This window comes from Pseudomonas sp. 2822-17 (assembly GCF_002742485.1).
GTDB lineage: Bacteria > Pseudomonadota > Gammaproteobacteria > Pseudomonadales > Pseudomonadaceae > Aquipseudomonas > Aquipseudomonas cyclaminis.
The window spans coordinates 313,037-332,899 of the sequence record NZ_LJRZ01000738.1 but is presented as its reverse complement, the minus strand read 5'-3'; the positions used below and the strand labels follow the sequence as shown (position 1 = coordinate 332,899).

Annotated in this window: 16 protein-coding genes; 7 read left to right on the top strand and 9 right to left on the bottom strand. The window is 60.7% G+C overall.

What is annotated here, in order from left to right; all coding sequences use genetic code 11:
- The 3 genes from AOA60_RS25580 to AOA60_RS32810 form a co-directional block, all read left to right on the top strand.
- Positions 1 to 951 (top strand): RHS repeat domain-containing protein (locus AOA60_RS25580; RefSeq protein WP_143522562.1); only part of this gene is annotated, 951 nt, incomplete at its 5' end.
- Positions 908 to 1,321 carry a hypothetical protein gene (locus AOA60_RS25575; protein WP_099586698.1) on the top strand — a complete coding sequence of 138 codons (414 nt, stop codon included), beginning with the start codon at positions 908 to 910 and terminating at the stop codon, positions 1,319 to 1,321. The genes AOA60_RS25580 and AOA60_RS25575, both read left to right, overlap by 44 nt.
- A 140-nt stretch (positions 1,322 to 1,461) precedes the next feature.
- Positions 1,462 to 1,599: a hypothetical protein gene (locus AOA60_RS32810; RefSeq protein WP_158235067.1), complete on the top strand. Its 138-nt coding sequence runs from the start codon at positions 1,462 to 1,464 to the stop codon at positions 1,597 to 1,599.
- An 85-nt stretch (positions 1,600 to 1,684) separates the two neighbouring features.
- Here the strand turns inward: AOA60_RS32810 and cysS are convergent, their stop codons facing one another.
- Both cysS and AOA60_RS25565 read right to left on the bottom strand, forming a co-directional pair.
- Positions 1,685 to 3,073, bottom strand: a complete 1,389-nt coding sequence (gene cysS / locus AOA60_RS25570; RefSeq protein WP_099586697.1) for a cysteine--tRNA ligase — start codon at positions 3,071 to 3,073, stop codon at positions 1,685 to 1,687.
- A 19-nt stretch (positions 3,074 to 3,092) separates the two neighbouring features.
- Positions 3,093 to 4,793: a glutamine--tRNA ligase/YqeY domain fusion protein gene (locus AOA60_RS25565; protein WP_099586696.1), complete on the bottom strand. Its 1,701-nt coding sequence runs from the start codon at positions 4,791 to 4,793 to the stop codon at positions 3,093 to 3,095.
- A 247-nt stretch (positions 4,794 to 5,040) separates the two neighbouring features.
- Here AOA60_RS25565 and AOA60_RS25560 point away from each other — a divergent pair, with 247 nt between their 5' ends.
- Both AOA60_RS25560 and lpxH read left to right on the top strand, forming a co-directional pair.
- Complete coding sequence (locus AOA60_RS25560; protein WP_099586695.1) at positions 5,041 to 5,547, top strand: peptidylprolyl isomerase; 507 nt, start codon at positions 5,041 to 5,043, stop codon at positions 5,545 to 5,547.
- The gene (gene lpxH / locus AOA60_RS25555; RefSeq protein ID WP_099586694.1) at positions 5,544 to 6,293 is read left to right on the top strand and encodes a UDP-2,3-diacylglucosamine diphosphatase; all 750 of its coding nucleotides are present in this window, start codon (positions 5,544 to 5,546) and stop codon (positions 6,291 to 6,293) included. Before AOA60_RS25560 ends, lpxH begins: the two co-directional genes overlap by 4 nt.
- Positions 6,294 to 6,367: 74 nt before the next feature.
- Here lpxH and AOA60_RS25550 read toward each other — a convergent pair whose 3' ends face one another.
- From AOA60_RS25550 to AOA60_RS25520, 7 genes are all read right to left on the bottom strand, one after another.
- Positions 6,368 to 7,897 carry a DHA2 family efflux MFS transporter permease subunit gene (locus AOA60_RS25550; protein ID WP_099586693.1) on the bottom strand — a complete coding sequence of 510 codons (1,530 nt, stop codon included), beginning with the start codon at positions 7,895 to 7,897 and terminating at the stop codon, positions 6,368 to 6,370.
- Complete coding sequence (locus AOA60_RS25545) at positions 7,897 to 9,093, bottom strand: HlyD family efflux transporter periplasmic adaptor subunit (RefSeq protein WP_099586692.1); 1,197 nt, start codon at positions 9,091 to 9,093, stop codon at positions 7,897 to 7,899. The genes AOA60_RS25550 and AOA60_RS25545 overlap by 1 nt, the downstream gene beginning before the upstream one ends.
- A 15-nt stretch (positions 9,094 to 9,108) precedes the next feature.
- A complete protein-coding gene (locus AOA60_RS25540) occupies positions 9,109 to 10,560 on the bottom strand; it encodes an efflux transporter outer membrane subunit (RefSeq protein ID WP_099586691.1) in 1,452 nt (483 codons plus the stop codon).
- On the bottom strand, positions 10,557 to 11,030 hold the full coding sequence (locus AOA60_RS25535) for a MarR family winged helix-turn-helix transcriptional regulator (protein WP_099586690.1): 474 nt from the start codon (positions 11,028 to 11,030) through the stop codon (positions 10,557 to 10,559). The genes AOA60_RS25540 and AOA60_RS25535 overlap by 4 nt, the downstream gene beginning before the upstream one ends.
- Positions 11,031 to 11,209: 179 nt before the next feature.
- Positions 11,210 to 14,881 carry a translocation/assembly module TamB domain-containing protein gene (locus AOA60_RS25530; RefSeq protein WP_099586689.1) on the bottom strand — a complete coding sequence of 1,224 codons (3,672 nt, stop codon included), beginning with the start codon at positions 14,879 to 14,881 and terminating at the stop codon, positions 11,210 to 11,212.
- The gene (locus tag AOA60_RS25525) at positions 14,881 to 16,608 is read right to left on the bottom strand and encodes an autotransporter assembly complex family protein (protein WP_099586688.1); all 1,728 of its coding nucleotides are present in this window, start codon (positions 16,606 to 16,608) and stop codon (positions 14,881 to 14,883) included. The genes AOA60_RS25530 and AOA60_RS25525 overlap by 1 nt, the downstream gene beginning before the upstream one ends.
- A 64-nt stretch (positions 16,609 to 16,672) precedes the next feature.
- Positions 16,673 to 17,317 (bottom strand): N-acetyltransferase, encoded by a 645-nt coding sequence (locus AOA60_RS25520; RefSeq protein WP_099586687.1) that lies wholly within the window; start codon positions 17,315 to 17,317, stop codon positions 16,673 to 16,675.
- A gap of 169 nt (positions 17,318 to 17,486) precedes the next feature.
- Between AOA60_RS25520 and xthA the strand changes: the two genes are divergently transcribed.
- Together xthA and AOA60_RS25510 are read left to right on the top strand one after the other, a co-directional pair.
- The gene (gene xthA, locus AOA60_RS25515) at positions 17,487 to 18,299 is read left to right on the top strand and encodes an exodeoxyribonuclease III (protein ID WP_099586686.1); all 813 of its coding nucleotides are present in this window, start codon (positions 17,487 to 17,489) and stop codon (positions 18,297 to 18,299) included.
- Between the two features lie 198 nt (positions 18,300 to 18,497).
- A complete protein-coding gene (locus AOA60_RS25510) occupies positions 18,498 to 19,832 on the top strand; it encodes a substrate-binding domain-containing protein (protein WP_099586685.1) in 1,335 nt (444 codons plus the stop codon).
- The last annotated feature ends 31 nt before the right edge of the window (positions 19,833 to 19,863 follow it).

Sequence of the window (19,863 nt, the reverse complement as noted above, 5' to 3'; positions counted from 1 at the left end):
GGGCAAACCGCCAGCTACCGCTACGATCCGTTTGGACGGCGTATCAGCAAGACTGTCGACGGTTTAACCACGGAGTTTTTCTGGCAAGGCGACAAGCTGATCGCCGAACACCATGCAGATCGCCACCGCAGCTACCTTTACGAACCCGACAGCTTCCGCCCGTTGGCACTACTGGAAGGATTCGGTCCAACCGACACCCAGCCCTACCACTACCAACTCGACCACCTCGGCACGCCACAGGAACTCACCGACCCAGACGGCGAAATCGTCTGGTCCGCGCACTACCGCGCCTACGGCCAGATCAGTCGCCTCGACAAAGGTAAAATCGACAACCCGCTGCGCTTCCAGGGTCAGTACTTTGATCAGGAGAGCGGGCTGCACTACAACCGCCATCGCTACTACAATCCGGATATCGGGCGCTATCTGACGCCGGACCCGGTGAAGTTGGCGGGGGGGATCAACGCGTACCAGTACGTGCCTAACCCTACGGGGTGGGTTGATCCATTAGGGTTGAGCAATTGCCCAGGAGACGCTGGGTGCAAACCGCAATGGGTAGTTGAAGACCCGGTAGACAAAGCTAAAGTAAATACAGGCGAACCCCACAGGCCATCTACGACAGGGCCCGCGGAGTTTGCCAGCAAGCAAAAATTAGACGAACATTATGAGAAGCATGGTTCTCAATTCGGCGCCGAGAGCAGTAAGGAGTATCTACTCGCCGCACGGCACGTAGTGAGCAACGGAATACCCGTACACTATTCGTACAAAAACACACCAACGACTGGATATGTCTTATTGATAGGAACAAATAGAAGTGGTCAAGCCAAATTCGCATTCGCTGGAACAAATACAGATGGCCACATTACTACGTTACATACCAAAAGCGGGAAAGATTTCTGGAGGATGATAAATGGCGACCCCACTGAAAAAATCATCAGACCTTACAGCAAATAACTATAAAAAAGCCCAAGTAGTTTCGCTCAATGAGCACATAGAGGAAGACGTTACACTGCTTATTGAAGGGACACTTGTAAATTGCCTTATCAGTTACTGCCCATACGACATCGAAGTAGGCAGGACCTATAATGTAGAATTGACATTAAATATTCCTGAAGACTATGAGATTGCGAAGATTGAACCACGCGTTCTTTTAACCGAGAAGATTGACTGTGGTTACGCCTATTTCCTTTATGGAATTCTACACGATGATAATTTTCTTACTTTCACATTACTCAAAGACGAAGGCATACATTATGATCACCCTGAGCTAAACGAAGAATTCATAAAATTAAGGGTCGAAAGAATCGACGCCAGTTTTCAGTAAGCGCCCCGGGGCTGGTGGCTCGCCACCCTTCGGGTATGCCGAGTGCCTAGAGTCCCAGCCTGCGACCTCTGCATACAGTTGCCTCCCAAATATCGTTTTGCAGTGATGGCTGGTGACTCCAATACTCTAGGCGCTTTGTCATGATTAAAGACAGTTCCAACCCGCCGTCTGATTTAACCGCGTTTCACACTGCTGCTGATCAAGCAATTAACCACTATCTGAATCCTTCCGAAAAACCAGTGCCGTTTGTTGGAGGGAATTTGATTATTGGTGAGTAGGACCGTTGTTCAAAGTCACATGCCTGATTACAGACAAAAAAACGCCCCGAACCAGTCGGGGCGTTTTTCATTCAGCAATCAACGATCAAGCCTGATCAGCCAACCGCCAAGTAGTCCCACCCTTCCCATCTTCCAACACCACACCCATCGCGGTCAGTTGGTCGCGGATACGGTCGGATTCCGCCCAGTCTTTACCCGCACGAGCAGCCAGACGCGCCTGGATCAGCGCCTCCACTTGCGCCGCATCCACACGCCCTTCGGCGCCGGCTTGCAGGAAGTCATCGGCTTCCATCTGCAGCACGCCCAGCACGCTGGCCAGCTCTTTCAAGCGTGCCGCCAGGCCCGCCGCTGCGTCGAGATCACTCTCGCGCAGGCGGTTGATCTCGCGCACCATTTCGAACAACACGGCGCAGGCTTCGGGGGTGCCGAAGTCGTCGTTCATGACTTCAGTGAAGCGTGCCACGAAGGCTTCGCCACCGGCAGGCGCAACCACTGGCAGACCTTTCAGCGCGTGGTAGAACCGCTCCAGGGCGCCCTTGGCGTCCTTGAGGTTGTCTTCCGAGTAGTTGATGGCGCTGCGGTAGTGGCTGGACACCAGCAGGTAACGCACCACTTCCGGATGGTACTTTTCCAGCACGTCGCGGATGGTGAAGAAGTTGTTCAAGGACTTGGACATCTTCTCGCCATTGATGCGGATCATGCCGCAGTGCATCCAGGCGTTGGCGTAGGTCTTGCCGGTCGCGGCCTCGCTTTGGGCGATTTCGTTTTCGTGGTGCGGGAACTCAAGGTCGCTGCCGCCGCCATGAATGTCGAAGGTGTCGCCCAGGCAGCAGGTGGACATCACCGAGCATTCGATGTGCCAGCCCGGACGCCCGGCGCCCCATGGCGATTCCCAGCTCGGCTCGCCGGGCTTGGTGGCTTTCCACAGCACGAAGTCGAGGGGATCCTGCTTGGCTTCGTCGACTTCGATGCGCGCGCCGATGCGCAGGTCTTCGATCTTCTTACGCGACAGCTTGCCGTAGCCCATGAACTTGGCAACGCGGTAGTACACGTCACCGTTGCCTGGGGCGTAGGCGTAACCCTTGTCGATCAGGGTCTGGATCATCGCGTGCATGCCAGGGATGTGGTCCGTGGCACGTGGCTCCATGTCCGGCTTGAGGATGTTGAGGCGCGCCTCGTCCTCGTGCATCGCGGCGATCATGCGCTCGGTCAGCGCGTCGAACGACTCGCCGTTTTCGTTGGCGCGGTTGATGATCTTGTCGTCGATGTCGGTGATGTTGCGCACATACGTCAAGTCATAGCCGCTGAAACGCAACCAGCGGGTCACCAGGTCGAAGGCAACCATGCTGCGGCCGTGGCCGATGTGGCAGTAGTCGTACACGGTCATGCCGCACACGTACATGCGCACCTTGTTGCCATCCAGCGGCTTGAAGACTTCTTTGGTCTTGCTGAGTGTGTTGTAGATCGTTAGCACGACAGTTCCTTAAACAGAATCACTGGCCCCACGAATCACGCAAGGTCACGGTACGGTTGAATACCGGCTGACCTGGTTTCGAGTCCTTGATATCCGCGCAGAAGTAACCTTCGCGCTCGAACTGGAAACGGTCTTCCGGCTGTGCGTCGCCAAGCGATGGCTCGGCACGACAACCAGTGAGTACTTGCAGGGAGTCAGGGTTGATGTTGTCGAGGAAACTCGCGCTGTCTTCAGCCTTCTCAGGGTTGGCCGAGCGGAACAGACGATCGTACAGGCGCACTTCGCACTCGATGCTGGCCGCCGCCGGCACCCAGTGAACCACGCCCTTGACCTTGCGGCCTTCAGGGTTCTTGCCCAGGGTGTCCGGATCGTAGGAGCAGCGCAATTCGACGATGTTGCCGTCGGCGTCCTTGATCGCTTCGTCGGCACGAATCACATAGCTGCCGCGCAGGCGCACTTCGCCATTCGGCTCCAGGCGCTTGTAGCCTTTTGGCGGCTCTTCCATGAAGTCATCGCGGTCGATGTAGATTTCACGGGCGAACGGCAGCTTGCGCACGCCAAGTTCTTCTTTTTGCGGATGACGCGGCAGTTCGAGGTTCTCGACCTGGCCTTCCGGGTAGTTGGTGATCACGACTTTCAACGGACGCAGTACGCACATGGCGCGCGGGGCGTTCGCGTCCAGATCCTGGCGGATGCTGAATTCGAGCATGCCAAAGTCGACCACGCCGTCGGAACGGTTGGTGCCGACCATGTCGCAGAAATTGCGGATCGACGCCGGGGTGTAACCGCGACGGCGGAAGCCCGACAGTGTGGACATGCGCGGGTCATCCCAACCAAACACGTGCTTCTCATCGACCAGTTGTTTGAGCTTGCGCTTGCTGGTGATGGTGTAGTTCAGGTTCAGGCGGCTGAATTCGTACTGACGCGGGTGCGCCGGTACCGGCAGGCTGTCGAGGAACCACTCGTACAGCGGACGATGGCTTTCGAACTCCAGGGTGCAGATGGAGTGGGTGATGCCTTCGATGGCATCCGACTGGCCGTGGGTGAAGTCGTAGTTCGGGTAGATGCACCACTTGTCACCGGTCTGGTGGTGGTGGGCATGGCGGATGCGGTACATGATCGGGTCGCGCAGGTTCATATTCGGCGAGGCCATGTCGATCTTGGCGCGCAGCACGCGGGCGCCGTCGGCGAACTCACCGGCGCGCATGCGGTTGAACCAGTCGAGGTTCTCTTCCACCGAACGGTCGCGGAACGGGCTGTTCTTGCCCGGCTCGGTCAGGGTGCCACGGTATTCCTTGGCCTGCTCCGGGCTCAGGTCGTCGACGTAGGCCTTGCCGGCCTTGATCAGCTCGACGGCCCAGTCGAACAACTGGTCGAAATACTTGGAGGCGTAGCGCACTTCACCGGACCATTCGAAGCCCAGCCACTTGATGTCGCTTTCGATGGCGTCGATGTATTCCTGGTCTTCCTTGGCCGGGTTGGTGTCGTCGAAACGCAGGTGCGTGACGCCACCGAACTCCTGGGCCAGGCCGAAGTTCACACAGATCGACTTGGCGTGACCGATGTGCAGGTAGCCGTTGGGCTCTGGCGGGAAACGGGTGACGATCTGCGTGTGCTTGCCCGAATCCAGGTCCGCCTGGATGATCGGGCGCAGGAAATTGACCGGGACGGCAGGTCCAGCCTTGGAATTCGAGGTAGGGTCGACAGTGGGCTTGCTCATAGGATCCTTGAACAGACAGGTTCGTGGCCGGTTGGGGCCAGATAAAACAAAGGCCGTATCATAGCTGATGCTGTCAAGCTGCTGACAGAGTGCGCTCAAAAACTGCTGGATTTATTGCACAGGCGGTAAAAAACCACCTCGAAATTCCCGCCGGGCACGCTAAACTGCGCGCCTTGGCCGCAGTTTCGCCAAACCGGTAAGGCGCCCAGGCGCTCAAACCCACGAATTTCCTGAAAGAGTAGTGAACATGACTCAAGTCAAACTGACCACCAACCACGGCGAGATCGTCATCGAGCTGAACGCCGAAAAAGCGCCGATCACCGTCGCCAACTTCATCGAATACGTGAAGGCCGGCCACTACGAAAACACCGTTTTCCACCGTGTCATCGGCAACTTCATGGTCCAGGGCGGCGGTTTCGAGCCTGGCATGAAAGAAAAGAAAGACAAGCGCCCAAGCATCCAGAACGAAGCAGACAACGGCCTTTCCAACGACAAGTACACCGTCGCCATGGCCCGTACCATGGAGCCGCATTCGGCCTCCGCGCAGTTCTTCATCAACGTGGCCGACAACGCCTTCCTGAACCACAGCGGCAAGAACGTGCAGGGTTGGGGCTACGCCGTGTTCGGTAAAGTCACCGCAGGCACCGACGTTGTCGACAAGATCAAAGGCGTATCGACCACCTCCAAAGCCGGTCACCAAGACGTTCCAGCCGAAGACGTGATCGTCGAGAAAGCCGAGATCATCGAAGCGTGATATTGCTGATTTCAGACTTGCATCTGGAAGAGGAACGCCCGGACATCACCCGGGCGTTTCTGGATCTGCTCCACGGCCGCGCCCGTGGCGCCCAGGCGTTGTACATTCTGGGGGACTTCTTCGAAGCCTGGATTGGCGACGATGGCATGACCCCCTTCCAGCGTTCCATCTGCGAGGCTCTACGCGAGCTAAGCGACAGCGGCACCCCGATTTTCATCATGCATGGCAACCGTGATTTCCTGATCGGCAAGGCGTTCTGCAGAGCGGCAGGCGCAACCTTGCTCAAGGACCCGAGTGTCGTGCAGCTCTACGGCGAGCCCGTGCTGTTGATGCACGGCGACAGCCTCTGTACCCGCGACCTTGGCTATATGAAGCTGCGGCGCATCCTGCGTAACCCGATTGTGCTGTTTATCCTGCGCCACTTGCCCCTGCGTACCCGCCACAAGCTGGCGCGCAAGCTGCGTAGTGAAAGCCGTGCGCAAACACGCATGAAGGCCAACGACATTGTCGATGTCACCCCCGAGGAAGTGCCGCAAGTAATGCAGCAGTTCGGCGTGCGTACCCTGGTCCACGGCCACACCCACCGCCCGGCGATCCACAAGCTGCAGATTGGCGAACAGGCGGCCAAGCGCATTGTGCTGGGGGATTGGGACAAGCAGGGCTGGGCGTTGCAGGTGGATGAGCAAGGGTTTGCGTTGGCGGCGTTTGACTTCGTCAATCCGCAGCTGGCGTTGCCTGGCGCTTAATACCTGACAACACAAATCAACTGTGGGAGGGGGCAAGCCCCCTCCCACATTTGGATCTCCGTACATTCTCAGGATCAGTGACCCGAAGCAGCCGGCCCCGCCTTCGCCGTAAACGGCGGCTTCGCCAGCCACACCAGCAACATCAGCGCCATGAACATCCACCCCAGCAACGTGAAGTAATCCACGGTGGACATCATGTACGCCTGGCTGGTGAGAATCTGGTCCAACTGCGCATAGGCCTTGTGCCCTGCCCCACCCAACGCATCCAGCGCATTGCGCGTGGCCGCATCATAGGTGGTCATGTTCTCGCTCATGTACGCATGGTGCTGGTCCGCCCGGCGGATCCAGATCCAGGTGGTCAGCGACGCCGCAAAGCTGCCGCCCAACGTGCGCAAGAAGGTCGCCAGGCCCGCGCCGTCGGCGATCTGGTGCGGTGGCAGGTCGGACATCAAAATGCTCAAGGTCGGCATGAAGAACAGCGCCACACCAATGCCCATGAACAACTGCACCAGGGCGATGTGGGTGAAGTCCACTTCATTGGTGAAGCCGGCGCGCATGAAGCAGCTCAAGCCAATCGCCAGGAACGCCAGGCCCGCCAGCAGGCGCAAGTCGAACTTGTGCGCGTACTTGCCCACGAACGGCGACATCAGCACCGGCAGGATCCCGATCGGCGCCACCGCCAGGCCCGCCCAGGTGGCGGTGTAGCCCATCTGGGTTTGCAGCCATTGCGGCAGGATCAGGTTGATGCCGAAGAAGCCCGCATAACCGAGGATCAACACGATGGTGCCGATGCGAAAGTTGCGGTAGGCAAACAGCCGCAGGTTGACCACCGGGTGCTTGTCGGTCATTTCCCAGATGATGAACACCGCCAGGGCAATCACCGAAATCGCCGCACCGATGATGATGAAGTTGGACTCGAACCAATCCAGGTCATTGCCCTTGTCGAGGATGATCTGCAAGGCGCCGACCCCCACGATCAAGCTCAACAACCCGACGTAATCCATCGGTTGATGACTGGTGACCACTGGGCGTTTCTTCAACTGCGCACGCACCACCATCACCGCAAAGATGCCGATGGGAACGTTGATAAAGAAGATCCACGGCCAGCTGTAGCTGTCGGTGATCCAGCCGCCCAGGATCGGCCCGGCAATCGGTGCGACCACCGTGACCATCGCCAATAACGCCAGGGCCATGCCGCGCCTCGCAGGGGGGTAGACCGCAATCAACAGGGTCTGGGTCATCGGATACAACGGCCCGGCCACCAGGCCTTGCAGCACCCGAAAGCCGATCAGCTCGGGCATCGACGTGGAAATCCCGCACAGGAATGACGCCAGCACAAACAGGATGGTCGCCCACAGAAACAGCTTCACCTCGCCAAACCGACGGCTCAACCAACCGGTGAGCGGCAAGGCGATGGCGTTGCTCACCGCAAACGAGGTGATCACCCAGGTGCCCTGCTCCGAACTCACGCCCAGGTTGCCGGAAATGGTCGGCAACGCCACGTTGGCGATGGTGGTGTCGAGCACCTGCATAAAGGTCGCCAGCGACAGGCCAATAGTGGCCATCAACAGGCTGGGCGGCGTGAAGGAGGCGTTATTGCTCATCAGCGTTGCACAGCCTTGGGCGCGGCGAGGCTGTTGTCATGGATCAATTGGGTGATCATGGCATCGGCTTCGGCCAATTGGCGGTCGTACACGTTGGTGGTAAACGAGGCCTTTTGCGGCGGCTGTTGCGCCAGCACCGGGCCGCTCTGGTCGTGCAGGTCCACATTCACCACGGTGCTCAAGCCCACACGCAGTGGGTGCTTGGCCAACTCTTCGGCATTGATATGGATGCGCACCGGAACCCGCTGCACGATCTTGATCCAGTTGCCGGTGGCGTTCTGCGCCGGCAACAGGGCGAACGCGCTGCCGGTGCCGGCGCCGAGGCTGTCGATGGTGCCGCTGTATTTCACGTCGCTGCCGTAGATATCCGACTCGATGTCCACCGGCTGGCCAATGCGCATGTCGCGCAGTTGGGTTTCCTTGAAGTTGGCGTCGATCCACAGTTCGTTCAGCGGGATCACTGCCATTAACGCAGTACCCGGCTGCACACGCTGGCCCAGTTGCACGGAGCGCTTGGCCACATAGCCGGTGACCGGCGCGATCAGGGTGCTGCGCGCATTGGTCAGGTAGGCCTGGCGCAGTTGCGCGGCGGCGGCTTGCACGTCCGGATGGGACGAGATCACCGTGTCATCCACCAAGGCGTTGGTGGTTTTGAGTTGCTGCTCAAGGTTGGTCAGGGCGTTCTTGGCGGCGGTCAGGCTGTCACGGGCGTGGGACAGTTCCTCAAGGGAAATCGCCCCGCCCTGGGCCAGGGTTTTACGCCGGTTGTAGTTGTCCTGGGCGGTCTGTACGTCGGCTTTCTGCGCATTGACCTGGGCTTTCATGCCATCGACGTTGCTGTACAAGCCACGCACCTGGCGCACGGTACGCGCCAGGTTGGCCTGGGCACTTTGCAGGCCGACCGCGGCGTCATTCGGGTCGAAGTTGACCAGCACCTGGCCTTCGTGGACCAGGTCGCCATCGTCGGCGCCGATGCTCACCACAGTGCCGGTGACCAGCGGGGTGATTTCCACCACGTTGCCGTTCACATAGGCGTCGTCGGTGCTCTCGTTGAAGCGCCCGTAGAATTCGTGCCAGGCCCATACGCCGATGACGCTGAGGATGACGATCAGCGCAAGGCCGACCAACATGACTTTGCGTTTGCGCGGGTTGCTGTCGTTTGTGTCTGTTGCGGTGTTGCTGTCGGCAGTGGCCATGACAAATACCTCAAATTATTCCGTGCGAGTGGCTGGGGTGGTCGATGCCACGTTGTCGGCGCTGTAGCCGCCGCCCAGGGCCTGCATCAATTGGATCGACAAAGCGATTTGCCCGGCATTCAGGGTCGCCAGCTGACGCTGGGCCTGCAGCAACTGCTGCTCGATGCTGAGCACGTCCAGGTAGTTACCGATCCCGGAGCCGTAACGCTGGACCACGGTGTCGTAGGACTGCTGGGCAATATCCGTGGCGTGTTGCTGGGCCTGGATCTGCCGGCCGGTTTCGCGCAGCTGCGACAGGGTGTTGCCAATATCGCCCAGGGCTTGCACCAGGGTTTTGTTGTACTGCGCCACGGCCAAGTCGTAGTCGGCATCGCGGGCACCGAGGTCGGCGCGCAGGCGGCCGCCATCGAAGATCGGCAACGAGATCGTGGGGGCGATATTGAAGAAACGGCTTGGTGAGCCAAACATCGCATCCCCCAGTAATGACTCGGCCCCGGCGCTCGCGCTCAGGTTGAGGTTGGGGTAGAAGCGCGTCTTGCTGGCGGCGATGTCCTTGCTCGCGGCCTCGACTCGCCAGCGCGCAGCGATCAGGTCCGGGCGGCGGCCCAGCAGTTCGGCAGGCAGCACCGACGGCACGGCGACGGCGGCCGGCTTCAACACCGTGGGGCGCGCCAGTTCATTGCCGCGATCCGGGCCTTTGCCGAGCAATACCGCCAGGGCGATCTTGGCGCTCTGCAGTTGTTTTTCCGCGTCGATCAGTTGCGACTGGGCGCTGGCTTCCAGGCTTTCGGTCTGCTGGTACTGATAGTGGCTGTCGATGCCCGAGTCCAGGCGGCGCTTGCTCAGGTCGAGCATTTGCCGGGTGCGCTTGAGGTCGTCGGTGGCCAGGTCACGCACGATATGCGCCTGGCCCAAATCGCTGTAGGCCTTGGCCACGTCGGCGGCCAGGGTCAGGCGTGCGGCCTGCTGGTCGACTTGCGCGGCGCGGGCCTGGCCCAGCGCGGCTTCCCAGACGGCGCGCTGGCCGCCCCAGAGGTCGAAGGTGTAATTAAAGCTGGCGCCGATGTTGCGCACGGTGGAATAGGCATCGCCCTGCCCCAGCGGGTCTTGATCCCTGGCCAGGCGCGAACGGGTCACACCGGCGCTGGCGTCCAGAGTCGGCATGCGCGCGGCGTTCGCGGCGTAGGCGGCCGCTTCGGCCTGGTGGGCGCGGGCGCTGGCGACTTGCATGTCAGGGCTGTTTTGCAGGGCTTCACGGATCAGGCCGTCGAGCTGTGGGTCGCCGAGGCTTTTCCACCAATCGGCGCGCGGCCAGGCCGCGTTCGACAAGGACACGCCGCTCAGGGATTGACCGGTCTGCAGCGTGTTGGCGTCGAGGCGCTGGCCCTGGGTGTCAAGGCCGCTGTAGTTGGCGCAACCGGCCATGCTCATGGCCACGAGCACCAGGCATAAGGCACGTGTATTCATTTATTACCTACCCGCAGGATAGTGATGGGATCACCCGCCGCTATCAGAATTTTCTTGAGGATCTTTTCCAGGGTTTCCAACTCGCCCGGCTCCAGTGCGCCCGCCAGTTGGTTCAGCGCCTGGGCGCCGATGTGCGGCAGCATGTCCGCCAGTCGCTGGCCGTCCTGCGTGAGCATCAACTGCACTTGGCGGCGGTCGAGGTCCGAGCGCTTGCGGCTGAGCAGGTCTTTTTGCTCCAGCCGGTCGAGCATGCGGGTCATCGAGCCGCTGTCCAGCGACAGGTGGCGGCACAGCTCCGCCGGGGTGTCGACGCCGAACTGGGCCATGATGATCAACACCTTGAACTGCGCGGCGGTGATGCCGTGGGGTTCCATATGGGTGTCGATGATGCGGTCCTTGAGGATCGCGGCGCGGCCGAGCAACAGGCCGAGGTGGCAGTTATGGAAGTTGTCCGGGGTGAAGTGAGGCATTGGAAGTCACCTTATTACTGCCTAGGCAGTGAATGTGTGACGAGATGTTACTGCTTAGGCAGCGAATGTCAAATGGAATAATTAGCTTGCTTGGTATTTGTTCAGGAAGGCGGGTAGAAATGCAGTCCAATGTGGGAGTGGGGCAACCCCCCCCTCCCACATTTTTTACCGAGTACGGCTCAGAAATCGCGTTTGTAGAAGATATCCAACGAGCTGGCCACACCACTGGCCACCTCCAGGTAGACCTTCTTGCTCAACAGGTAGCGCAAGGCAATGGTACTGGCCGGTTCGAACACCCCCACGCCATAACGCAGGCTGAGTTTCTCGGTGATCTTGCCGCTGGCTACCACGGCGGTGTTATTGCCGCTGCCCTGGGTATCGAGGTCGAAGTCCCGGATGCCCAACTTGGTGGCGATGTCCGAGGTCACCCCCGCACTGCCCATCAAACCCAGACCCAGCGCCGCTTGGGCAAGCATGTTGTTGTCTTCGCCGGTGGTACTCAGCGGGCGCCCCAGCACCAGGTAGGACAGCGCCTGTTCCTGGCTCATGGCCGGTTCCGAGAAGATTTGCGTGGTGGGTTGTTCGGCGCTGCCGCTGAGACGGATACCGGCCACCACATCGTCGGTCTTGCGGATCGCTTCGATGTCCAGGTACGGCTGGTCCAGCGGGCCGGCGAACAGCAATCGCGCCCGGCGTACATCGAGCCTCTGACCGTAGGCGCGGTAGCGGCCATCGTTGAGCCACAGCTCGCCACGGGTGTCCAGGTTGTCGCCGATATGCACATGGCCCTGCACCTTGGCGGTGAGGCCGAAACCCGAGAAGTTGAGCTGGTCTTCGCCCACTGCCACGTCGATATCCATGGCCATGGCCATCGCCGGTTTGCCCTCCTCGGTCTGGCTGCCGACGATGACGGTGTCGTCCGAGACCTTGACCGTCGACGGCGGCAGTTCGCGCACGGTGATGTCACCACGCGGGATCTGCACCTTGCCGGCGATCGCCAGTTTGTCGTCCTTCAGGGTGATCTTCAGGTCCGGCGCCACTTCCAGGGCGGCGTAAGGCTCGACCGTGACCGGCAATTGCGAGCCTTGCAGGCTGAGGTCCACGGCCAGGGCCTGACCCCAGTCTATCTGCCCCTTGAGGCTGCCCTGCCCGGCCTTGCCACTGCGCCAGCCGCCGTTGAGCTGCACGCTTTCACCGGCGATCAGCGCCTGCACATTCAGGCCTTCGAGGCTGATGGGCAGTTCCGGACCGGAGACTTCACCGCCGATCAGGTTCACATTGCCGTTGATCTGCGGTGCCAGCAGGCCACCGGAGATGCGTCCGTTGCCGTTGAGCTTGCCGTTGAGGGTTTCCACCATCGGCACAAACGGCCGCGCCACCGCGAGGTCCAGCCCGGTGAGGCTGAAATTGCCGGTGATCGGCTTGTTCTTCGGCAGCGGGTTGATCTGCGCCTGCAACAGCAATTCACCGAGCTTGCCGCCACGGAAGTTCAGCTGGGTGTCGATGCGCTTGGGATTGAGCGTGGTTTCCAGCTTGAGAGTGTCGTAAGGGAAATCCAGCCACTGGTCCTTGTCCTTGACGCGCAAGGTACCGCCGCTGGCATCCACCGACACCACGCCTTTGGGGCCGCTGTTGGGCAGGTCGAGTTGCACATCGGCATTGAGCTTGCCCTGCCAGGCGAAGTCCTTGGGCAAAAACGCCGCGAGGCTGTCGAGGGGGAATTGCTTGAGGTGGTAACGCAGCTTGGGCTCGGGCATCAGCCGCTGGTCTTCACCACACAGGCTGGCAGCACCGGAGACCCAGCAGTGCGCGGCGAAGGTCAGCCTGCCGTCGGCCATGTAGTCGATTTTCGCCGGGGCTTGCAGCTTCCAGTCCTGCCCACCCGCCTGGACATCACCGCTGGCCAGACGCCCGCGCCAGTTGCCTTTGTCGAGATTACCGTCCAGGGCCAGGGCCAGCTTGAGCAAGGGACCGGTCAGGTCCATCTGGACTTTTTGCTGCTTGATATCACCTTGGGCACTGGCGGTCAGGGTTCCAACCTGGGTATCGCCGCTTTGAATGCCGCTGCCCTTGAGGTCGATCCTGGCGCGTTGGGCGTTATCGAGGGTGGCCGCGAGGCTGAGGTTTTGCAGGCGGTTGTCGGCAAACGCCAATTGCTGGCCCTTGAGGTCCAGCTTGCCCTGGGGCGCGTTCAGGCTACCGGCCACGTCAAGACGGCCATTGACCTGCCCGCGCAATTGCGGCCACAGCTGGGCCAGGCGCGCCAGCTTGATGTCGATCTGCCCGGCCAGGCGTTGTTGCAGGCTGCCGCTGCCGTTGATGCGGTTGTCACCCAGGCGGATATCCAGGTTGGCCAGGGTCCATTGTTGCCCTGCACCTTCGGCCTTGGCCGCCAGCACGGCGGTTTGGCCACGCAGGCGGCCCTTGAGGTCAAGGTCGGCAGTGAGCTTGAGTTGCTCGTTCTTGAACTCGCCCTTGCTGCGCAGCGGCCCGGCCAACGTGCCCGGCAGTTCAGCGACCCAGTACGCCGGATTGAGCGCCGACAGGTCCAGCGCAGTATCCCAGGCAATGCCATCGGCAAACTGCAGGTTGAGGTGGCCTTCGGCCTTGCCTTGGCCGGCGGTCAGTTTCAGCTCGGGCAGGAAGACTTGCTTGAGGTCGCCACTGAACGGCGTGACCACGTTGAACTTGCCCGCCGGACCGTCGAGGTCGGCCTTGAGGTTGCCCAGGTAGTTGCCGTCTTTATAGGAAATCTCGCCGTTGAACGTACGCACCGTCACCTGAGGTTCGTCGATCACGGGGTAGAGGCGATGCCAGGGGAAGTCGAGCCAGTCGAGCCTGGCGTCGGCGCTGAAGCCTTGTTGCCAGTCCAGGTTGGCACTGAGCTTGAGGCTTTGCTTGTCACCGGCATTCAGGTCCAGGCCGGCGATCTGCGCGCCCTTGGCGTCGACCCTGCCTTGCAGCAGCAAGTCCACCGGGCCTTTTTCCGCCGGCAGCACGGCCTTGCCCTGCAGTTGGTAGCCGCTTTTCAGATCACCGTTGGCGGTGAGGTCCAGTTGATTGAGTTGCAGGGTGTCGGGCAAATCGGCGCTAGGCTTGAAGCCGTCAGCGGTGATGTGCAACCGGGCCGGAAGGTTTTCCGCCAGGGGTTGCAACTCGCCCTTGAGCTTGGCCGGCAGGTAGCCGCTGCTATCGGCGTCGAGCTTGAGGGTCTTGAGCAGGTCGCCTTCGACCTTGAGGGCAACGCTCCAGGGCGCGCCGCCGGGCGCATAAGGCAGGCTGAGGTTACCGCTGGCGGTCAACGGCCAGTCACCGGTGGGTTGCAGCAGGCCGGACAGGTCCAGCACCAGGTCGTCGCGTTGCAGGTGCACGGAGTCGATCTGCATGCCTGCGGCGGTCCAGTGCGCCGCCAGTTGCAGGCCTTTGAGTTCTTCGCTGCCATTGAACACCAGGCTGCCGATGCGAACGTCGCCCAACTGCAGGGCAACCGGCAACGTCAGATCAGGCAGTGCAACCGGGCCGCTGCTGTCTTCGGTGCTGGGTGGAAATTGCAGGCTGATTTGATCCACATCCAACTGGTCAATGCATAAGGTCATGCGCAGCAGGCAGGCGGGGGACCAATCAAACGTGGCTGCCTTGAGTTCCACGCGGCTGCTGTCTTGCTGCCAGAGCAGATGATCGGCGCTCCATTGGCCGCCCAGGCGACCCTGGAAATTCTCCGCGCTCAAACCCGGCACCAGGCCCAAGGCCCAGCGGCTGCCCGCTTGGCTGCCCAATACCGCCCAGAGTGCCAGCAACAGCACGGCAAGGACTGCCACCACGGCCAGCCCCGCTATTTTCAAACCACGCATCACAGCTCAGGCCCCATGGAAAAGTGCAAACGAACGCCGCCCGGATCTTCCAGGGCATGAGCCAGGTCGAGGCGGATCGGACCGACCGGCGATACCCAGCGGATGCCGACGCCGACGCCGGTTTTCAGGCTCGGCAGTTCCAGGGAGTTGAACGAGTTGCCCTGGTCGATGAAAGTCGCGATCCGCCATTTTTCGGCGATGGAATATTGATACTCGGCGCTCAACGCCACCATGTAGCGGCCACCGATGCGATCACCCTGGTCATTCTCCGGCGACAGGGTCTGGTACTCGTAACCACGCACGCTCTGATCGCCACCGGCAAAGAAGCGCAGCGAAGGCGGCACCGACTTGTAGCCATTGGTGGCACTGCCGCCCACTTGCGCCCGCGCCAGGAAACGGTGGTTGTCCCACAGGGTGGTCAGGCCTTTGACCATGGCCGTGCCGTAGAGCAAGTTGGTGTCGGAGCCCAGGCCTTCTTTGGCGACCTTGGTGTCGAATTGCAGGCGATAGCCGTTGTGGGGGTCGATGCGGTTGTCGCTGCGCAGGTAGGAATAACTGATGCCCGGCATCAGCAGGTTACTGAGACCGGAGTCGTCGCCCAGGCGATATTCTTCGCGCTGGTATTTGAGGGATATCACCCGGGTCCAGCCGCTGGGCAACTTGCTGTGCCATTCCGGGCCGACGGTGAGCAATTTACTCAGGGTGTCGGTGTTGGCCAGTTCTTCATTCTGGTAGCCACCGGCGAAGCGCAGTTTGTCGGTGAGCGGTGGGTCCAGCGGAATGTCGTACCACAGGCCGACGTTCTGGCGCGGGGCCGACAGTTCGGCCTCCCAACCATAACTATGGCCCTGAGGGTTGACCCAGTGACGGGTCCAGTTGGCCTTGCCGCGCGGGCCGACGTCAGTGGAGTAGCCCAGGCCCAGGCCCATGGTGCGCGGTTTTCGGGTGTCCAGATTGACGGCCACCGGGATCACGTCATTGGTTGAGGCGGTGGGGCTGGCGTCCACGCGCACGCCTTCGAAAAAGCCGCTGGCTTGCAGGTTCTGGTTGAGTTCGGCGATCAGTTCGGAATCGTAGGGGTCACCGCTTTTAAACGGCACCATGCGTTGCAGCAGTTCGTCATCAAACGGCGTGTCGCCGGCAAAGCTGACCTTGCCCATGCTGTAGCGCGGGCCGCTGTCATAGATGAGTTCGATATCGGCGACGCCGGCTTGGGGGTCCACCGCGAGTTTCTGGCTGATAAAGCGCCCACTGAAGAAGCCATAGCGCGAGGCCTGGTTCTGGATCAGACGCTTGGCGTCTTCGTAGTGGCCGTGATTGAGCACGGCGCCGGAGATGAGGTCGTCGCTGGCTGGCACGCGAAACGACTTGAGGTTCGCCGCCTCGCCGTCGACCCGAATGGTCACGTTGCGCAAATGCACCGGTTCGCCGGGGTCGATGCTGAGGATCAGGCGCGGGTTCTTGCCGCCCTTCACTTCGCTGTCGATCTGTGGCTGATAGAAGCCTAAGGCCTGCGCCGCTTTGCGCGCCTGCTCCTCGGCGCCACGGCTGAACCGCAGCAAGGCCTCTTCGTCACGATCGCCCACCACGCCGATGTAGCCTTCGATGTTGGCTTTCAACGCGTCGTTTGAGGGTTTGACCCGCACATCCAATTCGCTTTGCGCCAAGGCGCTGCAACTGGTGAGCAGCAGGATCAAACCACGGGTAAATCTTCCTGGAAACTTCATAGGCGCGGATGCTACACGAGCTGGGGAGCATCTTATAACCCGGATAATTCTGAAAAATTCTTGCCTAAGCCGTTGCAGCATGTAACGCCTGAGGATTGGGGTGAAAAAACACATGCTCCAGGATCGGGCCTACTGCGACCTCGCCGATTTCCTCGTACCCCTGGCGTTTATAGAAATCCAGGTAGCGCGAGTTGCCCGTATCCAGCACCACACCGGACGAATGCGGGTCTTCGGCGCACCAGTTGTGCACCGCTTCCAGTAACTGTTCGCCGTAGTGTTTGCCCTGGAATTGCGGGTGAATACCCAACAGCGGCAGCACATGCACCGACTCGCTCGGCAGGCACGCCAGCACCGCGTGATGGTAATCCAGGTAACGCCGCGTACCGCGCACGCCGGTGCTCAGCCACATGCGCAGTTGCCAGGCCCAGCTCTCGGTGATGCCCAGGCGCCGTTGCGGCGGTGCAATCAGGGAGATGCCGATCAGCCGATCATTCACAAACAAACCAATCGCCGGAAGCTTCTGGAAAAAATGCTGCTTGACCAGCTCACGTACAGTGGCGCGCACACGCTGCTCATACCCTGGGCGTTCAGCTTCGAAGATGTAGGCAAACGTCGGCTCATGCCGATAGGCCTGGTACAGCAGGGAGCGGGCTTCGCGCGAATAGCCGCTGTTGAGGAGGCGAATTTCGCCAATGGCAGTGTCAGTCATACAGTCAATCTCCCTGGGCGCCATTCAATAGATGGCGTTCTTATGGGTACGAACCTACGCAGCACCAGTCGTTCCCAGACATTAGCAGTGCATCTGCCCTACCGCCACGCTGGCCCCCGTCCGACTTGTCGGCTAGCATCGCCCTTTTGCCAAGACTGGACTGCCGACCATGAAAATCGTCTCCTTCAATATCAACGGGCTGCGCGCCCGCCCCCATCAGCTGGCGGCGCTGATTGAAAAACACCAACCCGATGTGATCGGCCTGCAGGAAACCAAAGTCCACGATGACCAGTTTCCCCTGGCCGAAGTACAGGCCCTTGGCTATCAGGTGTATTACCACGGGCAGAAAGGTCACTACGGTGTGGCCCTGCTCTCGCGTCAGCCGGCGTTGAGCCTTCACAAAGGTTTTGCCAGCGACGAAGAAGACGCCCAGCGCCGTTTTATCTGGGGCACCTTCGCCGATGAAAATGGCAACCCGGTGACCATCATGAACGGCTATTTCCCACAGGGCGAAAGCCGCGACCACCCGACCAAGTTCCCCGCCAAGCAACGCTTCTACGAAGACCTGCAACAGCTGCTGGAAAGCCAGTTCAGCAACGACCAGGCGCTGGTGGTGATGGGCGACGTGAATATTTCCCCGCAAGACTGCGACATCGGCATCGGCGCCGACAACGCCAAACGCTGGCTGAAAACCGGCAAGTGCAGCTTCCTGCCCGAAGAACGCGAGTGGATGGCCCGCCTGAAAAACTGGGGCCTGGTGGACAGCTTCCGTCACCTCAACCCGGACGTGACCGACCGCTTCAGCTGGTTCGACTACCGCAGCCGTGGCTTTGAAGATGAGCCCAAGCGCGGCCTGCGCATTGACGTGATCATGGCCTCCAACGGCTTGCTGCCACGGGTCAAGGATGCGGGCGTGGACTACGATCTGCGCGGGCTGGAAAAGCCGTCGGACCATGCGCCGATCTGGTTGGAACTGAGCTGATCCTAAGGCGAATAAAAATCCAAATGTGGGAGGGGGCTTGCTCCCGATAGCGGTGTATCAGTGACAGATAAGTTGTCTTGCACACCGCCATCGGGGGCAAGCCCCCCCCACATTTTGCTCCGCGGCGCGTCAGTCATATTTATGCAACCTGCCTGTCTTAATCTCGCGGCACTCCCTTTGGCTTGAGAAGGTGCCGGCATGACGCTGCGCGTTCTGTTCCTGTTGTGTTGCGTGCTTTCCCTCCCTGCTGTGGCTGCTCCCCTCCCCGTGCCCGACCAAGGGCCTGCCTTGCGCATCCAGGGTTCCAACACCATTGGTGCGGCGCTGGCACCGGCGCTGGCCAAGGGTTTGATGGAATATCAAGGGTTGCAGGGCGCGCACATCGAACCCGGCGAAGGCGCCAACGAACAACGTGTGATCGGCAAGACGCGCCAGGGCAAGACCGTGACCATCGACGTCGCGGCCCACGGCTCCAGCACCGGTTTTGCCGCATTGAAGAAAACCAGCGCCGACCTGGCCGCTTCCTCCCGCCCCATCAAGGACAGCGAACTGGTGGACCTTGAGCCTCTCGGCGACCTGAAGAGCGCCGAAGCCGAACAGGTGATCGCCATCGACGGCCTCGCCATCATCCTCAACCCGCAAAACCCGCTGAACACGTTGAACACCACGCAACTGGCGCAGATTTTCAACGGTGAAATCAGCACCTGGGAGGCGCTGGGTGGCATCGGCGGCGCGATTCACATCTACGCCCGCGATGACCAGTCCGGCACCTACGACACGTTCAAGGAATTGGTCCTGCGCCTGCGCGGCAAGCCCCTCGCCTCTTCGGCCCAGCGTTTCGAGTCCAGCGAGCAGTTGTCCGACGCGGTGAGCCAGGATCCCCAAGGCATTGGCTTTATTGGCCTGCCCTACGTGCGTCAGTCCAAGGCGGTGGCGATTGTGGATGGCGACTCGCAACCGATGTTGCCGCTCAACAGCCTGATCGCCACTGAGGATTACCCGCTGTCGCGCCGCTTGTTCTTTTACCTGCCGCCCTCGGGCCATCACCCGTGGGCCAAGGCGTTGGTGGACTTCGCCCAGAGCAGCAAAGGCCAGGCGATTGTGGCCGCCAGCGGGTTTATCGCGCAGCAGGTACAGGCCATGGCCGTGGAACCGCGCCCGACCATGCCCGATGACTATCAAGCCATCGCCCGGGATGCCCAGCGTTTGACGGTCAATTTTCGTTTCGAAGAAGGCAGCGCCAGCCTGGATAACAAGGCGCGCCAGGATGTGCAGCGGGTGGTGGCGTATCTCAAGGGCCACGACAAGCTGGACAAGCAGGTGACACTGGTGGGGTTTGGCGACGCCAAGAATGACCCGCAGCGGGCGGCTCTACTGTCGAAACTGCGGGCGATGGCGGTGCGACGAGAGTTGGTCAGGAACGGCGTGGTGTTGCGCGATATCCGTGGGTTTGGCGCGCAGATGCCGGTGGCGGCGAATACGGCGGATGAGGGGCGGATCAAGAATCGGCGGGTGGAGGTTTGGGTCTATTGAAACCCTGTGGTGAGCGGGCTGTTGTGGTGAG